This window comes from Desertivirga xinjiangensis (genome assembly GCF_024436435.1).
Taxonomy (GTDB): Bacteria; Bacteroidota; Bacteroidia; order Sphingobacteriales; family Sphingobacteriaceae; genus Desertivirga; species Desertivirga xinjiangensis.
This window is the reverse complement of the sequence record NZ_JAFMZP010000011.1, coordinates 46,501-64,454: the sequence shown is the minus strand read 5'-3', so window position 1 is coordinate 64,454 and position 17,954 is coordinate 46,501. Positions and strand designations below refer to the sequence as shown.

13 protein-coding genes are annotated in these 17,954 nt (G+C 42.9%); 8 read left to right on the top strand and 5 right to left on the bottom strand.

Annotation, left to right across the window (positions count from 1 at the left end; all coding sequences use genetic code 11):
* Nucleotides 1-39: 39 nt before the first annotated feature.
* Together uvrA and J3P37_RS20440 are read right to left on the bottom strand one after the other, a co-directional pair.
* Nucleotides 40-2,883: an excinuclease ABC subunit UvrA gene (gene uvrA / locus J3P37_RS20445; RefSeq protein ID WP_256013334.1), complete on the bottom strand. Its 2,844-nt coding sequence runs from the start codon at nt 2,881-2,883 to the stop codon at nt 40-42.
* 95 nt (nt 2,884-2,978) lie between these two features.
* Nucleotides 2,979-3,830 (bottom strand): lytic transglycosylase domain-containing protein, encoded by an 852-nt coding sequence (locus tag J3P37_RS20440; RefSeq protein WP_256013331.1) that lies wholly within the window; start codon nt 3,828-3,830, stop codon nt 2,979-2,981.
* A 211-nt stretch (nt 3,831-4,041) separates the two neighbouring features.
* On the opposite strand from J3P37_RS20440, the gene J3P37_RS20435 reads away from it, so the two are divergent.
* Together J3P37_RS20435 and J3P37_RS20430 are read left to right on the top strand one after the other, a co-directional pair.
* A complete protein-coding gene (locus tag J3P37_RS20435) occupies nt 4,042-5,397 on the top strand; it encodes a pseudouridine synthase (protein WP_256013328.1) in 1,356 nt (451 codons plus the stop codon).
* A 125-nt stretch (nt 5,398-5,522) separates the two neighbouring features.
* Complete coding sequence (locus tag J3P37_RS20430; protein WP_256013326.1) at nt 5,523-6,620, top strand: lactonase family protein; 1,098 nt, start codon at nt 5,523-5,525, stop codon at nt 6,618-6,620.
* Nucleotides 6,621-6,655: 35 nt separating this feature from the next.
* On the opposite strand, the gene bshA is transcribed toward J3P37_RS20430, so the two are convergent.
* Both bshA and J3P37_RS20420 read right to left on the bottom strand, forming a co-directional pair.
* The gene (gene bshA / locus J3P37_RS20425) at nt 6,656-7,789 is read right to left on the bottom strand and encodes an N-acetyl-alpha-D-glucosaminyl L-malate synthase BshA (protein ID WP_256013323.1); all 1,134 of its coding nucleotides are present in this window, start codon (nt 7,787-7,789) and stop codon (nt 6,656-6,658) included.
* A 126-nt stretch (nt 7,790-7,915) separates the two neighbouring features.
* The gene (locus tag J3P37_RS20420; RefSeq protein WP_256013320.1) at nt 7,916-9,769 is read right to left on the bottom strand and encodes a serine hydrolase domain-containing protein; all 1,854 of its coding nucleotides are present in this window, start codon (nt 9,767-9,769) and stop codon (nt 7,916-7,918) included.
* Nucleotides 9,770-9,952: 183 nt separating this feature from the next.
* On the opposite strand from J3P37_RS20420, the gene mutL reads away from it, so the two are divergent.
* The 6 genes from mutL to J3P37_RS20390 are packed head-to-tail and all read left to right on the top strand — an operon-like array spanning nt 9,953 to nt 16,961.
* Nucleotides 9,953-11,806, top strand: coding sequence for a DNA mismatch repair endonuclease MutL (gene mutL / locus J3P37_RS20415; protein ID WP_256013318.1), 1,854 nt, complete (start codon nt 9,953-9,955; stop codon nt 11,804-11,806).
* 21 nt (nt 11,807-11,827) lie between these two features.
* The gene (locus tag J3P37_RS20410; RefSeq protein ID WP_256013316.1) at nt 11,828-12,550 is read left to right on the top strand and encodes a rhomboid family intramembrane serine protease; all 723 of its coding nucleotides are present in this window, start codon (nt 11,828-11,830) and stop codon (nt 12,548-12,550) included.
* Between the two features lie 53 nt (nt 12,551-12,603).
* The gene (locus J3P37_RS20405) at nt 12,604-13,407 is read left to right on the top strand and encodes a rhomboid family intramembrane serine protease (RefSeq protein WP_256013313.1); all 804 of its coding nucleotides are present in this window, start codon (nt 12,604-12,606) and stop codon (nt 13,405-13,407) included.
* Entirely contained in the window at nt 13,404-14,543 is a 1,140-nt protein-coding gene (locus J3P37_RS20400; RefSeq protein ID WP_256013310.1) for an endonuclease/exonuclease/phosphatase family protein, read from the top strand. Before J3P37_RS20405 ends, J3P37_RS20400 begins: the two co-directional genes overlap by 4 nt.
* A 60-nt stretch (nt 14,544-14,603) precedes the next feature.
* Nucleotides 14,604-16,064 (top strand): cysteine--tRNA ligase, encoded by a 1,461-nt coding sequence (gene cysS, locus J3P37_RS20395; protein WP_256013307.1) that lies wholly within the window; start codon nt 14,604-14,606, stop codon nt 16,062-16,064.
* A 24-nt stretch (nt 16,065-16,088) separates the two neighbouring features.
* Nucleotides 16,089-16,961: a DUF4440 domain-containing protein gene (locus tag J3P37_RS20390; RefSeq protein ID WP_256013306.1), complete on the top strand. Its 873-nt coding sequence runs from the start codon at nt 16,089-16,091 to the stop codon at nt 16,959-16,961.
* 25 nt (nt 16,962-16,986) lie between these two features.
* Here the strand turns inward: J3P37_RS20390 and J3P37_RS20385 are convergent, their stop codons facing one another.
* A complete protein-coding gene (locus J3P37_RS20385; protein WP_256013305.1) occupies nt 16,987-17,949 on the bottom strand; it encodes an AAA family ATPase in 963 nt (320 codons plus the stop codon).
* Nucleotides 17,950-17,954: the final 5 nt, after the last annotated feature.

Sequence of the window (17,954 nt, the reverse complement as noted above, 5' to 3'; positions counted from 1 at the left end):
CGGTTGCAAACAAAAAGCGACATCCTTCAGCTTGCAGCCTTATCTTCCCATCTCTATTTTCAAAAATTTACCGGTATGGCTTTCTTTAACATTGATTAGCTCATCCGGTGTACCGGAGAATAGGATCTTACCGCCCCCTGAACCACCTTCCGGTCCAAGGTCGATCACCCAGTCGGCAACCTTAACCACGTCAAGATTATGTTCAATCACCAGGATGGTATTTCCATGATCCACCAAACGGTTTAGAACGCCCAATAGTACATTGATATCCTCAAAATGAAGCCCTGTTGTTGGCTCGTCGAGGATGTAGAATGTTTTTCCGGTATCCTTTTTCGACAGCTCCGTAGCCAGTTTTACCCGCTGAGCCTCACCCCCGGATAAAGTAGTAGAGGATTGCCCTAACTTGATATATCCTAAACCAACGTCGAACAAGGTTTTGATTTTACGGTATATTGATGGAACAGGCTCAAAGAAGTCAACTGCTTCTTCAATGCTCATATCCAATACATCACTGATAGATTTTCCGCGGTACCTAACCTCGAGTGTTTCCCGGTTATAACGTCTGCCCTGGCATTCCTCACAAGGAACCTGAACATCCGGAAGGAAATTCATCTCAATCACCTTCATACCTGCACCCTGACAGGTTTCACACCTGCCGCCTTTGACATTAAATGAGAAACGGCCCGGCTTATAGCCCCTGATCTTGGCTTCCGGCAACTGCACAAACAGCGCCCGGATGTCAGAAAAAACTCCGGTATAGGTTGATGGATTAGATCTGGGTGTACGCCCTATTGGTGTCTGATCAATCTCAATCACCTTGTCAATATGCTCTAAACCCTCAATTTTTTTATAAGCAAGTGGAACTTTCTTAGCCCTGAAAAAATGATGATTAAGTATCGGATAGAGCGTCTCGGCAATTAAGCTTGATTTACCACTTCCCGAGACCCCCGTGATACAAATAAATTTGCCCAGGGGAAACTCCGCAGTAACATTTTTAAGATTATTGCCGGTAGCGTTTTTCAGGATCAGAGAATGACCGTTTCCTTTTCTCCTTTGTATCGGAATTGAGATTTCTTTCTCTCCGCTAAGATAAACAGTAGTTTGGGTAGAAGCTAGTTTTACCAGTTCAGGAGATCCCGCAGCTACCACTTCTCCCCCATGCACACCGGCAGCCGGCCCCATATCGATAACATAATCGGCTTCCAGGATCATGTCTTTGTCGTGTTCAACCACTAAAACAGAATTTCCGATATCACGAAGGTTCTTTAGCGCAGATATTAACCGTGCATTATCCCTTTGATGGAGGCCAATGCTTGGCTCGTCAAGGATGTAAAGTACATTTACCAGCTGTGAGCCGATCTGGGTAGCCAGACGAATACGTTGAGCCTCTCCCCCTGAAAGGGTCCTTGCTGTACGGTCCAGTGTGAGATAGTTTAGTCCCACATCCAGCAAGAAGCCAATCCGCGCCCGTATTTCTTTGAGTATTTCTTTGGCAATAACATTCTGTCTCTCAGACAACCGTTCTTCAAGGCCTTCAAACCAAGCAGCAAGTACAGAAATATCCATACAAGCAAGTTCAAAAATATTCTTCTGATCAACTTTAAAGTGCAACGATTCTTTTTTCAGCCGTGCTCCCTCACACACAGGACACTTTTTAAGCACCCTATAGTTCTCCATATCCTCAGAAGCACCCTCTCCTTTCCTTTCAGTTTGCTCTTCAAGCATTTTGATAATGCCGTCGAAGTTGATTTGATAATTCTGAACGTTCCACTTATTATACTCTACGGGCACCGTAATGATATCTTCCACACCATTTAAAACAATATTCAGGATATCCTTAGAAAGTTTTTCAATGGGAGTCGAAAGTGAGAACTCAAATTTTTTAGCCAAAGCCTTTAATATCTGAAACATCCAGGTTTCCCGGTATTCGCCAAGCGGAGCCAGCCCGCCCTGCATAATACTCAATTTGGGGTTAGGTATTACGGAATTCTCGTCTACCTCTAAAATATAGCCTAATCCATTACAGCGTTCACAGGCACCATAAGGTGAATTGAAAGAAAATGTATTTGGTTGTGGTTCATCGTAGGAAATACCTGAAACCGGATCCATCAAAAAGCGGCTGAAAAAGAATTCGTTATTCTCCTGATCAGCAATTTTTATAATTCCCCTGGCTACCTTTAAGGCCGTTTGAATGGAGCTGTACAGGCGCTTTTGATCTTTTCCTGAAACGATCAGGCGGTCAATTACCATCTCAATATCGTGGATCTTATACCTGTCTACCTGCATTTTAGGTTTAAGGTCCAGGATTTCACCGTCAACCCGCACTTTGAGGTATCCTTGTTTCCGTATTTGTTCAAACAACTCTCGATAGTGGCCTTTACGTCCTTTAATAACCGGAGCCAGAACATTAATAGCTTTGCCGTCAAACTGCTCGAGAATACTCCTGAGCATCTGATCTTCAGACATACGCTGCATCTTTTCGCCGGTGACGTACGAGAAGGCCTCGCCAATACGCGCAAAAAGCAAACGCATAAAGTCGTATATCTCGGTAATTGTACCTACGGTTGAGCGAGGATTCTTCGAGGTAGTTTTCTGTTCTATAGCAATAACAGGGCTCAACCCGGATATTTTGTCTACATCCGGCCGTTCCAGCCCCCCGAGAAACTGCCTCGAATAGGCGCTGAATGTCTCCATATAACGGCGCTGGCCTTCTGCATATATAGTATCGAATGCCAGTGAGGATTTTCCACTGCCACTTAGACCGGTGATGACCACCAGTTTGTTCCTTGGAAAAGAAACATCAATATTTTTTAAATTGTGTACCCTGGCGCCATATACTTCAACTTCACTTTGCTCGCCAAGATCTGGGGTAATACTATCCATATAAACGAAAGAAAGAATGCATAAAGATTAAAAATTGTTTCTATAAGTGCATCCAAATAAAGTAAAAAGGCTGGAATGAATCCAGCCTCCCTAGTTTAGTTATTAAAAATCGAGAACCCCTGCAATGAATCCGTTTCCCCGCTAGCACTTATGAAAGTATCCTGCATTGGGGCCGGGTCTGCTTTTTTTGCAAGTAAAGTACGCTTCCTGCTTACGTATCCATACTTTAGAGGATGTTCGATGATCTGCTTGACAGACACCAATTTATACAGATAAGTCGCTGTTTCCCTGTTCAGCTTCATTTTGTAATAATTGCGATTCTTTTGCCGCCTGATCTCGCGCCATAGTTTTGTCTCACCCGTATTATAAGCGGCGGCAACAAGGGTCCAGCTTTTAAATTCCCCGAATAAAGACCTTAGGTATTTACATGCAGCGACGGTTGATTTGCGAACATTTTTCCGCTCATCAATATTACTGTTTACCTCCAGACCATAAGTTCTGGCAGTTCCGGGCATAAACTGCCAGTAACCGGCAGCACCTTTGTGAGAAGTTCCTTCTGAAAAACCACTCTCTACCAAAGGAATGTATTTAAAATCTTCGGGTATTCCATGGCGCTTAAGAATGGGCTCAATTACCGGAAACCATCTGGCTGCCTTCTGATGGAGGCGGCTGGTTTGAAGATTTTTATAGTTATAAGCTTTAAGATGCTTATGGATGCGCCATGCCACTTTTTTATCATTTACAGGGACGCCCTCGTTGGCGAAATGATATTTAGCTTTTGGATGACTTGAAGAAGTTTCTACTACTTCTTCCTTTTTTTCAGAAGGGAAATCCACCTCTTGTGGAAACGAATTTATGCTGCTCCGGTGGCTTTTGGTTACACACAATTTAGTAATTATGAGTAGTAACAAAACTCCAGAACACGCAATTAAATGTTTCTTAATCATGCGTTCCTTTCTTTAAGTTAAATAAAAAAGATTTCAAAGGTAAACAATATATAGTTAATAATCAAACAGTTACATTTTAAAGACTCATTTGCAGACAGTTACGTCATCGTTTTTGCCCCTTTCCTCTGAAATAAACAAAAACACATTATCGATGTATCATGTTATTTCCATAACTTTGCACCCCTATTTTAAGAGAGGTTACCAACGTATCATGGCATACAAAAACAACAGGAACAGTCGCGAAGACAAGTCCTTAAAACACACACGTTTTGAAGGAAGTTCGAAAAACGAACAACCAGAAAAATCCAACACTGACAAAAAGAAATTGTTTGAACAACAAGCAGACAAGAGCTTTACAGGTCGTTCAAAATCCCAGGATAATCCGGGCAGAAGGACAGAAAAACCCTTTGGAAAAAAGCCTTTTGAAGAAAAAGGCAGAGCCGGCGACAAGCCATCTACCGGACGTTCTTTTGAAAAACGCACCTTTGAAGGAAAAGATGAAAATCGTCCTGAATCCCGCTCATTTACTAAAAAGCCGTTTGGAACCGACAGAGGACCTGGCGCAAAAGCCGCTTCCGGCGAAGGACGCGACAAGGATCGCCCATATTCAGCAAAAAAGTTTACCAGCAAAGAAAAATCTGAAGGTGGAAGGTCATTTGATAACAAACCTTTTAAATCAGCAGGCCGCAATACTGACAAAAATGACCGTCCCGGTTCTTACGAACGGAAACCATATAACAAGAAGCCTGGCGACGAGAAACGCTCATGGAGTTCTGAAGAAAATTTAGAGCATAAACCTCAGACCAGGCCCCGAAAAAACGCTCCGGCAGCTAAAGTTGGTAAAGATGACGGCTTAATTCGGCTAAACCGCTATATAGCAAATGCAGGTATCTGCTCAAGACGAAAAGCGGATGAATTGATTGAAGCTGGGGTAGTATCCGTCAACGGAGAAGTTGTTTCGGAACTAGGTTATAAAGTAGACCCCGCAAAGGATGTTATCCGCTATAACGGAGAGACTCTTAAGCGTGAGAAAATGACCTACGTTCTATTAAACAAACCTAAAGATTATATCACTACAACGGACGATCCGCAGGAACGTCGCACAGTTATGCAACTGGTAGAGAAAGCCTCCAGGGAACGAATTTATCCTGTTGGAAGGCTTGACAGAAATACTACCGGCCTGATTCTGATGACCAACGACGGCGACCTCGCCGAGAAGCTATCACATCCAAGAAATAACATCACAAAGATCTACCAGGTTGAGTTAAATAAAAATTTAACCCAGGGGGACTTCAACAAAATACAATACGGACTGGAACTTGAAGACGGGCTAATCAAACCGGATGTAGTAAGTTATGTCCAGGGCGGAAGTAAACGCGAAATTGGGATACAGATCCACAGCGGCAAAAACCGCATTGTAAGAAGGATCTTTGAACACCTGGGATATGAGGTCGTTAAACTGGATCGTGTAATCTACGCTAATCTTACTAAAAAGGATCTGCCTCGCGGACGATGGAGATATCTTGAAGAAAAAGAAATCATTCAACTGAAACATTTGATCCGTTAAATAACACAGGCTCCGAAAATCCACGGGCCTGCGTTATTTAACGGATAATGTACTATTTTGCAAAAAAATTAAGACTGATTATGAAATCCACTTCGAGATTTTCTTGTTTGTTGGTAATATCGACTATGATTTTATCAGCGACAGAAATACAAGCTCAGAAACTAAATTTACTTATTGGCACTTATACAAAGTCAGGAAAAAGCGAAGGTATCTACGTTTATGAATTTGATACCAAGACCGGTAAAACGACCTATAAAAATAAAGCCACCGGCCTGAATAACCCTTCCTACCTGGCGCTCAGCAAAGATGAGAAACATGTGTATGCGGTAAGTGAAGCCGGGCCCGGTAAAGGCGGGGCCAGTGCATTTGCATTCAACAAGAAGACCGGAGCACTTTCTTTTCTCAACAGCAAACCATCTATAGGTGATGGCCCCTGCTATATTGCTGTCGACGATCAAAACAAACACATCTTTCTTGCAAACTATGGAGGAGGAAGCCTTACTGCTATCCCCCTAAACTCAGATGGCTCACTCGGAGATACTAATCAGCACATTAAGTACGAAGGCAGCAGCGTCAATAAAGACAGGCAAAGTGCACCGCACGTACATTCTACCGTTTTGTCTCCGGATAATGAATATTTATTCGTAAGCGATCTCGGTACAGACAAGATCAATATTTATAAATATAATTCAGAAAACCAGGAAATGCCCCTGAAAAATGCACGAACACCTTTTGTATCTGTTATTCCGGGAAGCGGACCCAGGCATTTCGATTTTCATCCGAATCATAAATTTGCCTATTCTATACAGGAAATGTCGGGAAATGTAAGCGTTTTCAAATATGGCAACGGCTCCATCGAGTTGGTAGAGAATGTTTCGTCTATACCTGCTGACTACAAAGGCAACATCTGGTCGGCAGATATACATGTATCTCCCGACGGAAAATTCCTATATACTTCAACACGGGATCAACTGAACGAGATCGTTATTTTTAAAATAGATAAATCTTCAGGGAAGTTAACGCTTGCAGGAAGACATTCCAGTCTGGGCAAAGCCCCACGAAACTTTGTGATCGATCCAGGCGGGAATTTTTTACTGGTAGCCAACCAAAATAGCGACAACATTGTGGTGCTTAAGCGCGATAAAACAACGGGTTTATTAAAACATACCGGAGAAGAATTAAAGATCGGTTCTCCGGTATGTTTAAAGTTTGCCAGTAATTAAGAACTGCAAGAAATTTTAAAGCCAAGCTGGCCTTATTAAGCTAAAGTGGCATCTAATACCTCCTGGTAAAACTGCTCATATACCGGGAGGATATTACTTAGATCAAATTTCATAGCATGTTGCAGTGCTCTCTCTTTGAAAGCCGCTAACCTTTCGGGATCCTCGAGGATATGGATTGCTTTTTCGGCCATATCATCAACATCGCCAACTTCACTTAGAAACCCGGTTACCCCCTGTACGTTCAGCTCTGGCAATCCGCCTGCATTGGACGAAATTACAGGAACTTTACAGGCCATTGCTTCCAGGGCTGCCAAACCAAAGCTCTCCGATTGAGATGGGATCAGGAACAGATCAGCAACAGAAAGAATTTCTTCAATGGCATCCTGCTTTCCGAGGAAACGAACATTCTCACATATTTCCAGCTCCCTCGAAAGCTGTTCACAGTTCACCCTGTCCGGACCATCGCCGACCATCAGCAGTTTAGAAGGAATTTTTTCCTGCACTTTCTTAAACACTTTTATTACGTCGGTGGCTCTTTTTACTTTCCTAAAATTGGACGTATGGATAAGGATAACCTCATTAAGGGGTGCTATCGCCTTTTTAAAATGATCTTTTTTCTTCAGGCTGAACCTGTTAAGATCTATAAAATTGGGAATAACCTTAATTTCCTTATGGATCTCGAAATGCTCATAAGTAGCCTTTCTTAGGTCTTCAGAAACGGCTGTAACGCCATCAGACTGGTTGATAGAGAAAGTAACCACTGGCTTAAAAGTTAAATCCTTCCCAATTAAGGTAATATCGGTGCCATGCAGGGTAGTAACAACAGGGATATGAATTCCATATGTTGCCAGGATCTGTTTGGCCATAAATGCTGCTGAAGCATGTGGAATTGCATAATGAACATGCAGAATGTCCAACTTTTCAAACCTTACAACATCTACAAGTTTGCTTGCCAGCACAGCCTCGTAAGGCGAGTGATCGAACAAGGGATAGTTTAGAACTGATACTTCGTGATAGAACAGGTTTTCAGAGAAAAAATCTAGCCTTGCCGGCTGGCTATATGTAATAAAATGCACCTGATGACCATTGCCGGCAAGAGCCTTTCCTAATTCAGTTGCAACAACGCCACTACCGCCAAACGTTGGATAGCAAACAATTCCAATCTTCATGGCACAAATTAACATGATTTTTGTGAACAGATTGTTTACCTGCCGTCAATTCTTAAGGCATCTGATACCCAAAGTGTCACTCGTGATACTTTCATGATATCCCGATGATATGTAAGGATACCCTTATTATTGGGCTTTTAAAATCGCCTTGTATACGGCATCCTGAATTGCCGGCCTGATATTCATACTTGAGAGCTTGTTAGCCGTCTGCTCATGGACACGGTTTGATAAAAAAATATAGATCAGCTTAAATTTAGGATCTACCCATACGCAGGTACCAGTGAAGCCCGTATGTCCATAGGTTTCTGGCGATGCCAGTTCTGAAGGATAGCTGCCCGTCGCGGGATTCCACCTATCAAAGCCTAAACCCCTGCGACTGGTTGATGATTGTTTTGATGTGAACAAGCTGATGGTGTTAGGATTGAAGTATTGCAAGCCACCATATGTTCCGCCATTTAACAGCATCTGGAAAAGAATGGCAAGATCGTTTGCGCTGGCAAACAGACCAGCATGTCCGGCAACCCCACCGGCCATTGCCGCCCCCTGGTCATGTACATAACCGGCAACAAGGGTTTTCCTAAAATAGGTATCATTTTCAGTGGGTACAATCCGGCTTTTATCAAAACGGTTACGGGGGTTAAAGCCGGCGGTATGCATCCCCAACGGTTTATAAAACTCATTAAGCACATACTGATCAAGTCTGTTCATCGACTGGCGCTCTATTACTTCCTTTATGAAATACATGCTCAGATCGCTGTATTCGTATCTGCCACGAGACTCGAGCCTGGTAGTCAGCATCCGGGGTAACATCACATCTTCATAATAGTTGCTGCGCAGGTAATAACCATCAGCCACTTTTACCGAATACTCTGACGATGAATCCGAACTATGATCTGTGGGTTTTAAACTCGAATAAAACGGGATAAAAGGTGTTAGTCCCGCCTCATGAAGCATCAGCTCTTTGATACTCAGGCTATTCTTTGAAGTACTTCTGGCGAGAGGGAAATAAGTTCCAAGGCTCTCATCCAGATCGAGTTTTCCCTGCTCGTAGAGCCGCATAGCTGCAATAGTTGTTGCCGAAACTTTGGTTACAGATGCCAGGTCAAAAATATCTTCTACTTTATCAGGCTCAGCCACAGGATCATTAGAATAGGTATGACTGCCATATGCTTTATTAAAGATCACTTTACCATCTTTCACTACCATAACCGCGGCGCCCGGAGTAGCTCTTTGAGCTATTGCCTTTGCCATAATTTTGTTTATAGACGTTTCAAGCTCAAAGCCATCAATGCCCAGCTCTTCGGGAACCGTATATTTAAGACGTGTAGCAGTGGTGCTATATCCATCTCCCAGCTTAAACTTTTCGGAAATCCCATAGGGCAGCCGCGCATACATCTCCGCACCTCCGAAGATCGCCTGAGCTCCATAGTTAGCCGACACCGGCGACTTGTCAGAAGTCCACAAAATCGGACAAGATACAGAATCGAGATATTTTAAGCTCCGAGCATCACCTTGCATGGTGATGATCAATTGCCTGTCTTTCTCTGAATCCAGGTCGGCTAGAAACGACTGTATTCCTGCATCACTCAAAACAACATCATTTACCTGTACGATAATGATATTATAAAATTTAAGGTCTGAGCTCAACTTATTCAAGCTCTGACTTCCACTTTGGCGCTCATAGGCCTGGGCCGAAAAGCTTTTGACTTCCGCATACTTATTTAAAATACTGTCAAACTCACCAGAATATACAGATCCGAGATTTACACTCGCTATCCTGCTCTCTGAGAGGTTCTCCAAGGGAACTACACCTGCCTGATTATTAAGCAAAACCATCGAAGCCGCCGTAACCTCCATTTGCCTAAGCCATTCAACATTCGAGGATTTTTTGGGGACTTCTGCTGATACAAACAGAACCAGCGAAAGTAAGATCGCTGAAACAGGCAGTAAAAAACGGTCTTTGATATACTTTCTATTCATTTCGTAGGAGGGATGCTTTAATAAGTAACGAAAGTATGAAACTATAATTATTTGTAAAAACCTGAATAAAAAACATTAAGCTGATGTGCTGTTGCGGCATTACCCGTTTTTTACAATTAATTGATTAGCCAATTCAAAGCGGGTCTGGCATTAGGGTATATTTTGATTAATTTTGAAACGATTATGTCTGATATTATCCAGCTTTTACCCGATTCGGTAGCCAACCAGATTGCAGCAGGCGAAGTAGTTCAACGACCTGCTTCGGCGGTTAAAGAACTTATTGAAAATGCAATTGATGCAGGCGCCGGAAAGATCCAGCTTATTATAAAAGATGCAGGTAAGTCCTTATTGCAGGTAATAGATGATGGCTGCGGCATGAGCGTAACCGATGCCCGCATGTGTTTTGAACGCCATGCGACTTCCAAAATACGAAAAGCCAGTGACCTGTTTGCGATCCGCACAATGGGATTCAGGGGAGAGGCAATGGCATCAATAGCTGCAATTGCCCAGGTTGAACTTAAAACGCGGCGACATGAGGATGAGCTGGGCACTCAGATCTGTATTGAGGGTTCTGAAGTAGTGAAACAGGAACCTGCCTCCTGCCCTTCAGGAACCAGCATTTCTGTAAAAAATTTATTTTATAATATTCCTGCCAGGCGAAATTTCCTGAAAGGAAACGCGGTAGAGCTGCGACATGTTATTGATGAGTTTCAACGTGTGGCTTTGGCCCATCCGGAGATTTTTTTTACGTTTCATAGTGATGGAAATGAAGTATTTCATTTACCAAAAGCCAGTCTGAAGCAACGGATAGTTCACCTCTTTGGAAGTGCATACAACCAAAAGCTCGTACCGGTTGAAGAAGAGACAAGTATAATCTCCGTTAAAGGTTATGTTGGAAAACCCGAATTTGCACGTAAAACGCGGGGCGAACAGTTCTTTTTCGTAAACAAGCGCTTCATTAAAGATCCGTATCTCAATCACGCGGTACTTACTGCCTTTGAGGAACTGCTGCCTGATGACAGCTACCCATTGTACGTATTGTTTATCGATATAGATCCGGCCAAAATTGACATCAACGTTCATCCTACGAAAACTGAAATAAAATACCAGGATGAAAAGGCAATATATGCTATTATGCGTTCATCAGTTAAGCGAGCATTAGGGCAGTATAATATCACCCCCACACTGGATTTCGATCAGGAAACCGGATTCAGCCAGATGATCTCCCATAAAGCGCCTGAGGACATTGTGCCGCCTCAAATTAGTTTCAATCCTGATTTTAATCCTTTTCAATCAGAACCAAAAACGCAAAGAGACAGCTCGTCCTATACAAGGAACTTTAGTGAAGGCCGCCCTGAAGTCTCCAAGAACTGGGGCTCACTGTACGAAATAGTTCAAAATCCGGCAGCAGAACAGCAGGAAATAGCTATACAGCCCGAAGCAAGCATAAATCCGCTTAAAAAAACAGGCGAGAGCCAGATATTCCAGCTTCATAACCGATTTATAATTTCGCAGATCCGCTCTGGTTTCATGCTGATCGATCAGCAGGCCGCACACGAAAGAGTTCTTTATGAGCGTTTCTTACTACAACTGGACAATCACAAGGGAGCGAGTCAGCAAAGTTTGTTTCCACAAACTATTACACTTAGCCCTGTCGATTTTGAATTAGTAAAAGAGCTTCTGCCTGATATCCAATCTTTAGGATTTCAGATACGTGAGTTTGGAAAGAATACGGTAGTTGTTGAAGGGGTTCCTGCAGATATTGGCTCGAACGTAAGTGAAGTAGAAATGCTTGAGCATTTGATCGAGGGTTTTAAAAACAATTTCACGTTATTGAAATTAAATAGGCGAGACAATCTCGCCCGCACACTGGCCAGAAATACGGCAATTAAAGCCGGAACGAAGTTATCGCAGGAGGAAATGAATAATCTAATTGATGAATTGTTTGCATGTCAGATGCCTAATTCGTCGATTAGCGGAAAGCCGGTGATAATAACATATAGTCTGGATGATCTTTTACAAAAATTTGAAAAATAATCAGCGAAAGCGAATAGATTAATGAATAGCTACCGACCCTCACCTTTTGCCAATATTACGCCGGTTGTGAAAAACCTGCTCATTATTAATGTTATCTTTTACATAGCTACACTGCTCTTCAGGAAAGGGGACAGTTTCCCCCTGGTTGATCACCTGGCCGTGTATTATTTCGATTCGCCGAAATTCAAGGTTTGGCAGGTGGTCACATATATGTTTATGCATAGCCCCATGAACTTCGGACATATTCTTTTTAATATGTTCGCTTTATTCAGCTTTGGATCCACCCTGGAGAATATCCTTGGTTCAAAACGTTTTCTGAACTTTTATCTTATAACCGGCCTGGGCGCCCTGGTATTACAAATGGCGGTTCAGGCTGTTGAAATTTACATGATGACCGGAGGCTTCACCATAAATGTTGACACCTACCAGTCAACCAACCAGGAGCACCTTATGACTTTAGGCGGTATCTATTACGGCCCCATGCTTGGTGCTTCGGGTGCTATCTTCGGTATTTTAATTGCTTTCGGATTGTTATTCCCAAATGCAGAATTATTTCTTATCTTTCTGCCTATACCAATTAAAGCAAAATACCTTATTCCGGTGTATGTAATATTAGAGCTGGTGTTCGGCGTGGCGAAATTTTCCGGTGACTCGGTCGCCCATTTTGCTCATTTAGGCGGAGCATTGTTCGGTTTTATTTTAATTAAACTTTGGGGAATTCGTCGTCCCGGAGGATTTTTATGAACAGGTCTATATTTAAAGAGTTATCGTATAAGATGCTTCATTCGGGGAGCCGGATGAATTTATTTATCGGCATTAATAGCATCGTCTTTTTTACGCTGGGCATATTCACAACAGTAGAATTCCTTTTTACGAAAGGAACCCCGATGTCTGACTGGCTGACGATGAACTTATCAGCCCCGCCATTTCTTCCAGACTTACTGGAAAAATTTTGGACGCCCTTTACTTACATGTTCAGCCATAGGGCCTTATTGCACTTTGTATTTAACATGCTGGGCCTTTACTGGTTCGGAAGGATTTTCGAGGATTTCTTAAATGCCCGCCAGTTTACCTTTAATTATATTGCCGGAGGCTTGTCAGGCGCATTATTCTTCATTCTTGCCTGCAATGTATTTCCTGTCTTCAGAGATAATATCGTCTTTCTGCCACCTGTTATAGGAGCCTCCGCAAGTGTTATGGCCATCATAGTGGCTACCGCCACCCTTCTGCCCGATTACAGCCTCAGGCTATTGCTGTTTGGTGATGTTCGTCTGAAGTATCTGGCTCTGGTATATGTTCTGATAGATCTTGTTTCTATTGCGGGGACCAATGCAGGCGGCGCTATCGCTCACCTGGGCGGCGCTCTGTTGGGATTTATATATATCAAACAACTACAAGCTGGAAATGACTGGAGCAAGATCTTTGACCGAAAGAAGAAACTGAAGGTTATCAGAAACTCACAGACGAGGAGCAAGCCTGTCAGTTCACCTCCTGACGAAGAGATTATAGATCAGATATTGGATAAAATTTCGAGGTCAGGATACGATAGCTTAACCAAGCAGGAGAAAGAGCAGCTTTTTAAAGCCAGCAATAAGGAATGAGGACTAGGAAAAAAACAAAAAAACCTTTCAGTTTTGTTAGTAAAAGCATTTTTGTAGCCAACCTGATCGCTGCCCTGGTTTTACTTCTCAGCTATGCCGCATCCTTTATTAGCCCCGCTACATTTTGGCCCCTCGCATTTATCGGTTTAGGTTATCCTTTTCTGCTGGCAGTAAACCTGCTTTTTGTGGCCTACTGGTTATTCCGGAAACCCCTCTACACCCTGCTTTCTGTAATTACTATTGTTCTTGGATGGAAGTTTCTTGTAAGCACCATTGGGTTCAGAGAATCAACCGGTATTCAGGTTCCAAAATCTTCACAAAGTTTCATTAGGGTGCTTACATGGAATGCTCATTACTTTAAAAAATTTGATGAGCAGAACGACAAGATGATAAAAGACCAAATGCTCGATGTTATAAGGCACGAACAGCCGGATATTATTTGTCTCCAGGAATTCTACTCACGCAGGAAAGGCGAATTCAACATCCGAAAATCCATCCTCGAAATCCTGAATACGGAACACTATTATATTGAAGAAAATATGGGAAACGATTATGAAACTATCGGACTGGCCATTTTTTCAAAATACCGGATCAGAAAAAAAGGAAATATTGTTTTCCCTAATACCGACCGTGGAAATCAGGTTACATATGCCGACTTTAAGGTTAACAAACAAACATTCCGAATTTATAACGTTCACCTGCAGTCAATCAAATTCCAAAAGGAAGACTACAATTACCTGAAAGAGATCAAACAGATCAATACCGATGATTCTGAATCGCCGAGACGCATTGGCAGCCGCCTGAAACAAGCCTTTATAAAACGCGGCGAACAAGCAAAAATACTAAGAGCCCATGCACGCGAAAGCGAGCTTCCATATATTATTGTTGGAGACTTTAACGACACACCCGTTTCATATACGGTTAACACGCTTTCTAAGAATATCAAAAACAGCTTCCGGGAAAGAGGAAGCGGTTTCGGAGTGACTTATAATGGTGATTTTCCCAACTTCCAGATTGACTACATTCTGGCCTCCGGTGAATTTAACGTAATGAATTACTGCATCATAAATAAGAAGCTTTCAGATCATTATCCTGTACGCAGCGACTTAGAACTAAACCATGAGGTAAAACAATAAATTCTTATCGACCTCATTCTTCCCGAATTTTATATTACCCGATTTTATTAAGTTTGCATCATGAGTAACAACCTCGTTGTTTATAATACCTTAACAAGAACAAAAGAAAACTTTGAACCCGTAAATGCGCCCTTTGTGGGCATGTATGTTTGCGGGCCTACAGTATATAGTGATGTTCATCTGGGCAACTGCCGCACCTTTGTATCCTTCGACTTAATCTACCGTTATTTATCGCACAAAGGTTATAAAGTACGATATGTGCGGAATATCACCGATGCCGGCCATTTGGAAGGCGACAGGGATGAGGGCGATGATAAGTTTTCTAAGAAGGCTCGCCTTGAACAACTGGAACCTATGGAGATCGTGCAGCGCTATACTATTGGTTTCCATGATGTCATGAAGCTTTTTAACACCCTGTCTCCAAGCATAGAGCCGACTGCAACCGGGCATATAGCCGAACAGATTGAAATGGTAAAAGATATCATCGCTAATGGCTTCGCTTATGAAAAGAATGGCAGCGTGTATTTTGACGTTGAAAAGTACTCAAAAGACCATAATTATACCGTTTTAACAAACCGGAACATCGAAGACCTGCTTGCTAATACCCGAGAGCTTGGCGGGCAGGACGAAAAGCATGGCCGGCTTGACTTTGCGCTCTGGATCAAAGCGAAACCAGAACACATCATGCGCTGGCCTTCGCCATGGGGCTGGGGATTCCCCGGCTGGCATATCGAGTGCTCAGCCATGAGCAATAAATACCTGGGCGAGATCTTTGATATCCACGGAGGAGGTATGGATCTTGCAGCTACACATCACACCAATGAAATCGCACAATCGCAGGCTTGCAACCATACTCAGCCGGCAAAATACTGGATGCATACTAATATGCTTACCGTAAATGGCACACGTATGTCAAAGTCGGCAGGTAACGGCTTTTTGCCTCATGAGCTTTTTACAGGCAATCATCCCTTGTTGAGCCAGGGGTTCTCACCTATGACGGTTCGTTTCTTCATGCTGCAGGCTCATTACAGAAGCACGCTCGATTTCTCCAATGAAGCACTTGAGGCATCCGATAAAGGGTTTAAACGACTGATGAATGCCTGCGGACTATTGGATAAACTTAAAGCATCTGCAAACTCCAGTATCGATGTAGCTTCGATCAGGCAGGCGTGCTATGATGCCATGGACGACGATTTTAACAGCCCGGTAACTATCGCACACCTGTTTGAGGCAGCACGTATCATTAACAGTGTATATGATGGAAAAGCTTCGGCCACAGAGGCCGACATAGACGCATTAAAAACATTGATGAGCGATTTTGTGTATGATATATTGGGCCTTAAAGAAGAGCAGGCACAAACGGACAATATAACGCGACTTATGGAGTTTATTATAGAACTGCGCTCGGAGGCTAAGGAAAATAAGGATTATGCAACATCCGACAAGATCCGCAATGGCTTACAGGCTTTGGGAATTCAGCTGAAAGATGGCAAAGAAGGAACAACCTGGAGCAAGGCCTAATTATATTCATCCAATCCCTTATTAATGAAGTTTCTTTTTTATTTATCTTTTTTATTGACAATCGCAGGGCCAGCTCTCTCGCAAACTGCCGATAAAGTGGGCCAGCTCATCGCTGCCGAAAATTACTTTGCAGCCAGGGTTAAGGAAAAGGGCCTGAAAAAAGCCTTTATCAAGGTTTCGGATGCTAACACGGTCATCTTTAAACCCAGCCCTGTAAACGCCGTCCGCTATTATAAAAAACAGCCTGACAGTATTAATCTGGGCTATTTAAGTTGGGAACCTTCATTTGCAAGGGTGTCTAAAAGTAACGACTGGGGTTTTACAACCGGTCCGTTCGCTTTCAAACAGACAGACGATGGCCCCGCTGCTTACTACGGCTCCTATCTGTCGGTGTGGAAAAAAAACAAAAAAGGCATTTGGAAACTGGCACTCACAATGCCCATTTCACATAAAAAACCGAAAACAATACCGGCACTGGATTTCACAAACCCTGCTAATGAGATCTTTATTCACCAAAGATCGCAAAAACGATTACAGGAGCGTGAAGACATTGTTTTCAGCTCTGATAAGTTACTGAGCACCATCCAGAAAGCCGATAACAAAGTTGCCATGAACGAGTTCCTTTCACCTCAATCAAGGCTGCTTTTTCCGGATTACGAACCGGTGATCGGCAAAGCAGCAATCATGAATTTCTGGAAGAAGCGCGAATTTAGGGAAATATCAATACCGGTAAAAGCTGACAGAGCTTACAGCGGTGATTATGCTTTTACTCAGGGCACTTCAACTATAGTCGGAAAAACCGGACCCAAAAAATACAACTACATAAGGATCTGGGAAGTTCAGCCAGGGTATAAATGGAATATTATTCTGCAGATCTACACAGAGTCCGGAGAATAACAAAGATTAAGCAGGATCAAGCGGACTACAACAGTCGCTTGATCAGATCTTCAGTTGTTACCCCTTCAGCCTCCGCTTTATAATTACGCACAATACGATGGCGAAGGATAGGCTCTGCAATTGCCTGCACATCCTCGATGTCCGGTGAGTATTTACCTGATATCACAGCATGACACTTTGCTCCTAATACTAAATACTGGGAAGCCCGCGGCCCTGCGCCCCAGCTCAGAAATTTGTTTACTTCAGCAGTTGCTGTAGCGGTATTAGGGCGGGTCTTTGCGGCAAGAGATACGGCATATTCAAGCACATTATCGGTTATCGGAACATTTCGGACGAGGCGCTGAAAATATCTTATTTCTTCTGCATTTAATATTTTCTGCAATGCTATTTGCCTGTTAGCAGTGGTGTTTTTTACAACCTGGAGCTCTTCCTGAAAAGAAGGATAGGAAAGGAATACATTAAACATAAAGCGGTCTAATTGTGCTTCCGGTAAGGGATAGGTTCCCTCCTGCTCAATAGGGTTTTGCGTGGCTAACACGAAGAAAGGTTGAGGCAACGAATAAGTTTGTCCACCTACCGTCACGATCTTTTCCTGCATGGCTTCAAGTAAAGCAGCCTGTGTCTTAGGAGGAGTACGATTAATTTCGTCGGCAAGTATGATATTAGAGAACACCGGCCCCTTAATGAACTTAAATGCGCGATCCTCACCAAGAATTTCCGAACCAAGAATATCCGATGGCATTAAGTCGGGGGTAAATTGAATTCTGTTATAACTCAGGTCAAGTACCTGGGCCACCGTTTGTACCAATAAAGTTTTTGCCAGCCCAGGGACACCCACCAATAAGCAATGTCCATTGCTGAATATTGAGATTAAAACAGATTTCACGACATCGTCCTGCCCTATGATGACATTTCCGATCTCAGTTCTTATCTTTTTATAGGATGCAGCAAGGGCATCTATTGCTTCGATATCCGATTGGCAGGCCATTAAGA

Bases quoted from the DNA above. Each gene is read 5' to 3' on its own strand.
- uvrA (WP_256013334.1), bottom strand. From the start codon at position 2,883: ATGGATAGTATTACCCCAGATCTTGGCGAGCAAAGTGAAGTTGAAGTA.
- J3P37_RS20440 (WP_256013331.1), bottom strand. From the start codon at position 3,830: ATGATTAAGAAACATTTAATTGCGTGTTCTGGAGTTTTGTTACTACTC.
- J3P37_RS20435 (WP_256013328.1), top strand. From the start codon at position 4,042: ATGGCATACAAAAACAACAGGAACAGTCGCGAAGACAAGTCCTTAAAA.
- J3P37_RS20430 (WP_256013326.1), top strand. From the start codon at position 5,523: ATGATTTTATCAGCGACAGAAATACAAGCTCAGAAACTAAATTTACTT.
- bshA (WP_256013323.1), bottom strand. From the start codon at position 7,789: ATGAAGATTGGAATTGTTTGCTATCCAACGTTTGGCGGTAGTGGCGTT.
- J3P37_RS20420 (WP_256013320.1), bottom strand. From the start codon at position 9,769: ATGAATAGAAAGTATATCAAAGACCGTTTTTTACTGCCTGTTTCAGCG.
- mutL (WP_256013318.1), top strand. From the start codon at position 9,953: ATGTCTGATATTATCCAGCTTTTACCCGATTCGGTAGCCAACCAGATT.
- J3P37_RS20410 (WP_256013316.1), top strand. From the start codon at position 11,828: ATGAATAGCTACCGACCCTCACCTTTTGCCAATATTACGCCGGTTGTG.
- J3P37_RS20405 (WP_256013313.1), top strand. From the start codon at position 12,604: ATGAATTTATTTATCGGCATTAATAGCATCGTCTTTTTTACGCTGGGC.
- J3P37_RS20400 (WP_256013310.1), top strand. From the start codon at position 13,404: ATGAGGACTAGGAAAAAAACAAAAAAACCTTTCAGTTTTGTTAGTAAA.
- cysS (WP_256013307.1), top strand. From the start codon at position 14,604: ATGAGTAACAACCTCGTTGTTTATAATACCTTAACAAGAACAAAAGAA.
- J3P37_RS20390 (WP_256013306.1), top strand. From the start codon at position 16,089: ATGAAGTTTCTTTTTTATTTATCTTTTTTATTGACAATCGCAGGGCCA.
- J3P37_RS20385 (WP_256013305.1), bottom strand. From the start codon at position 17,949: ATGGCCTGCCAATCGGATATCGAAGCAATAGATGCCCTTGCTGCATCC.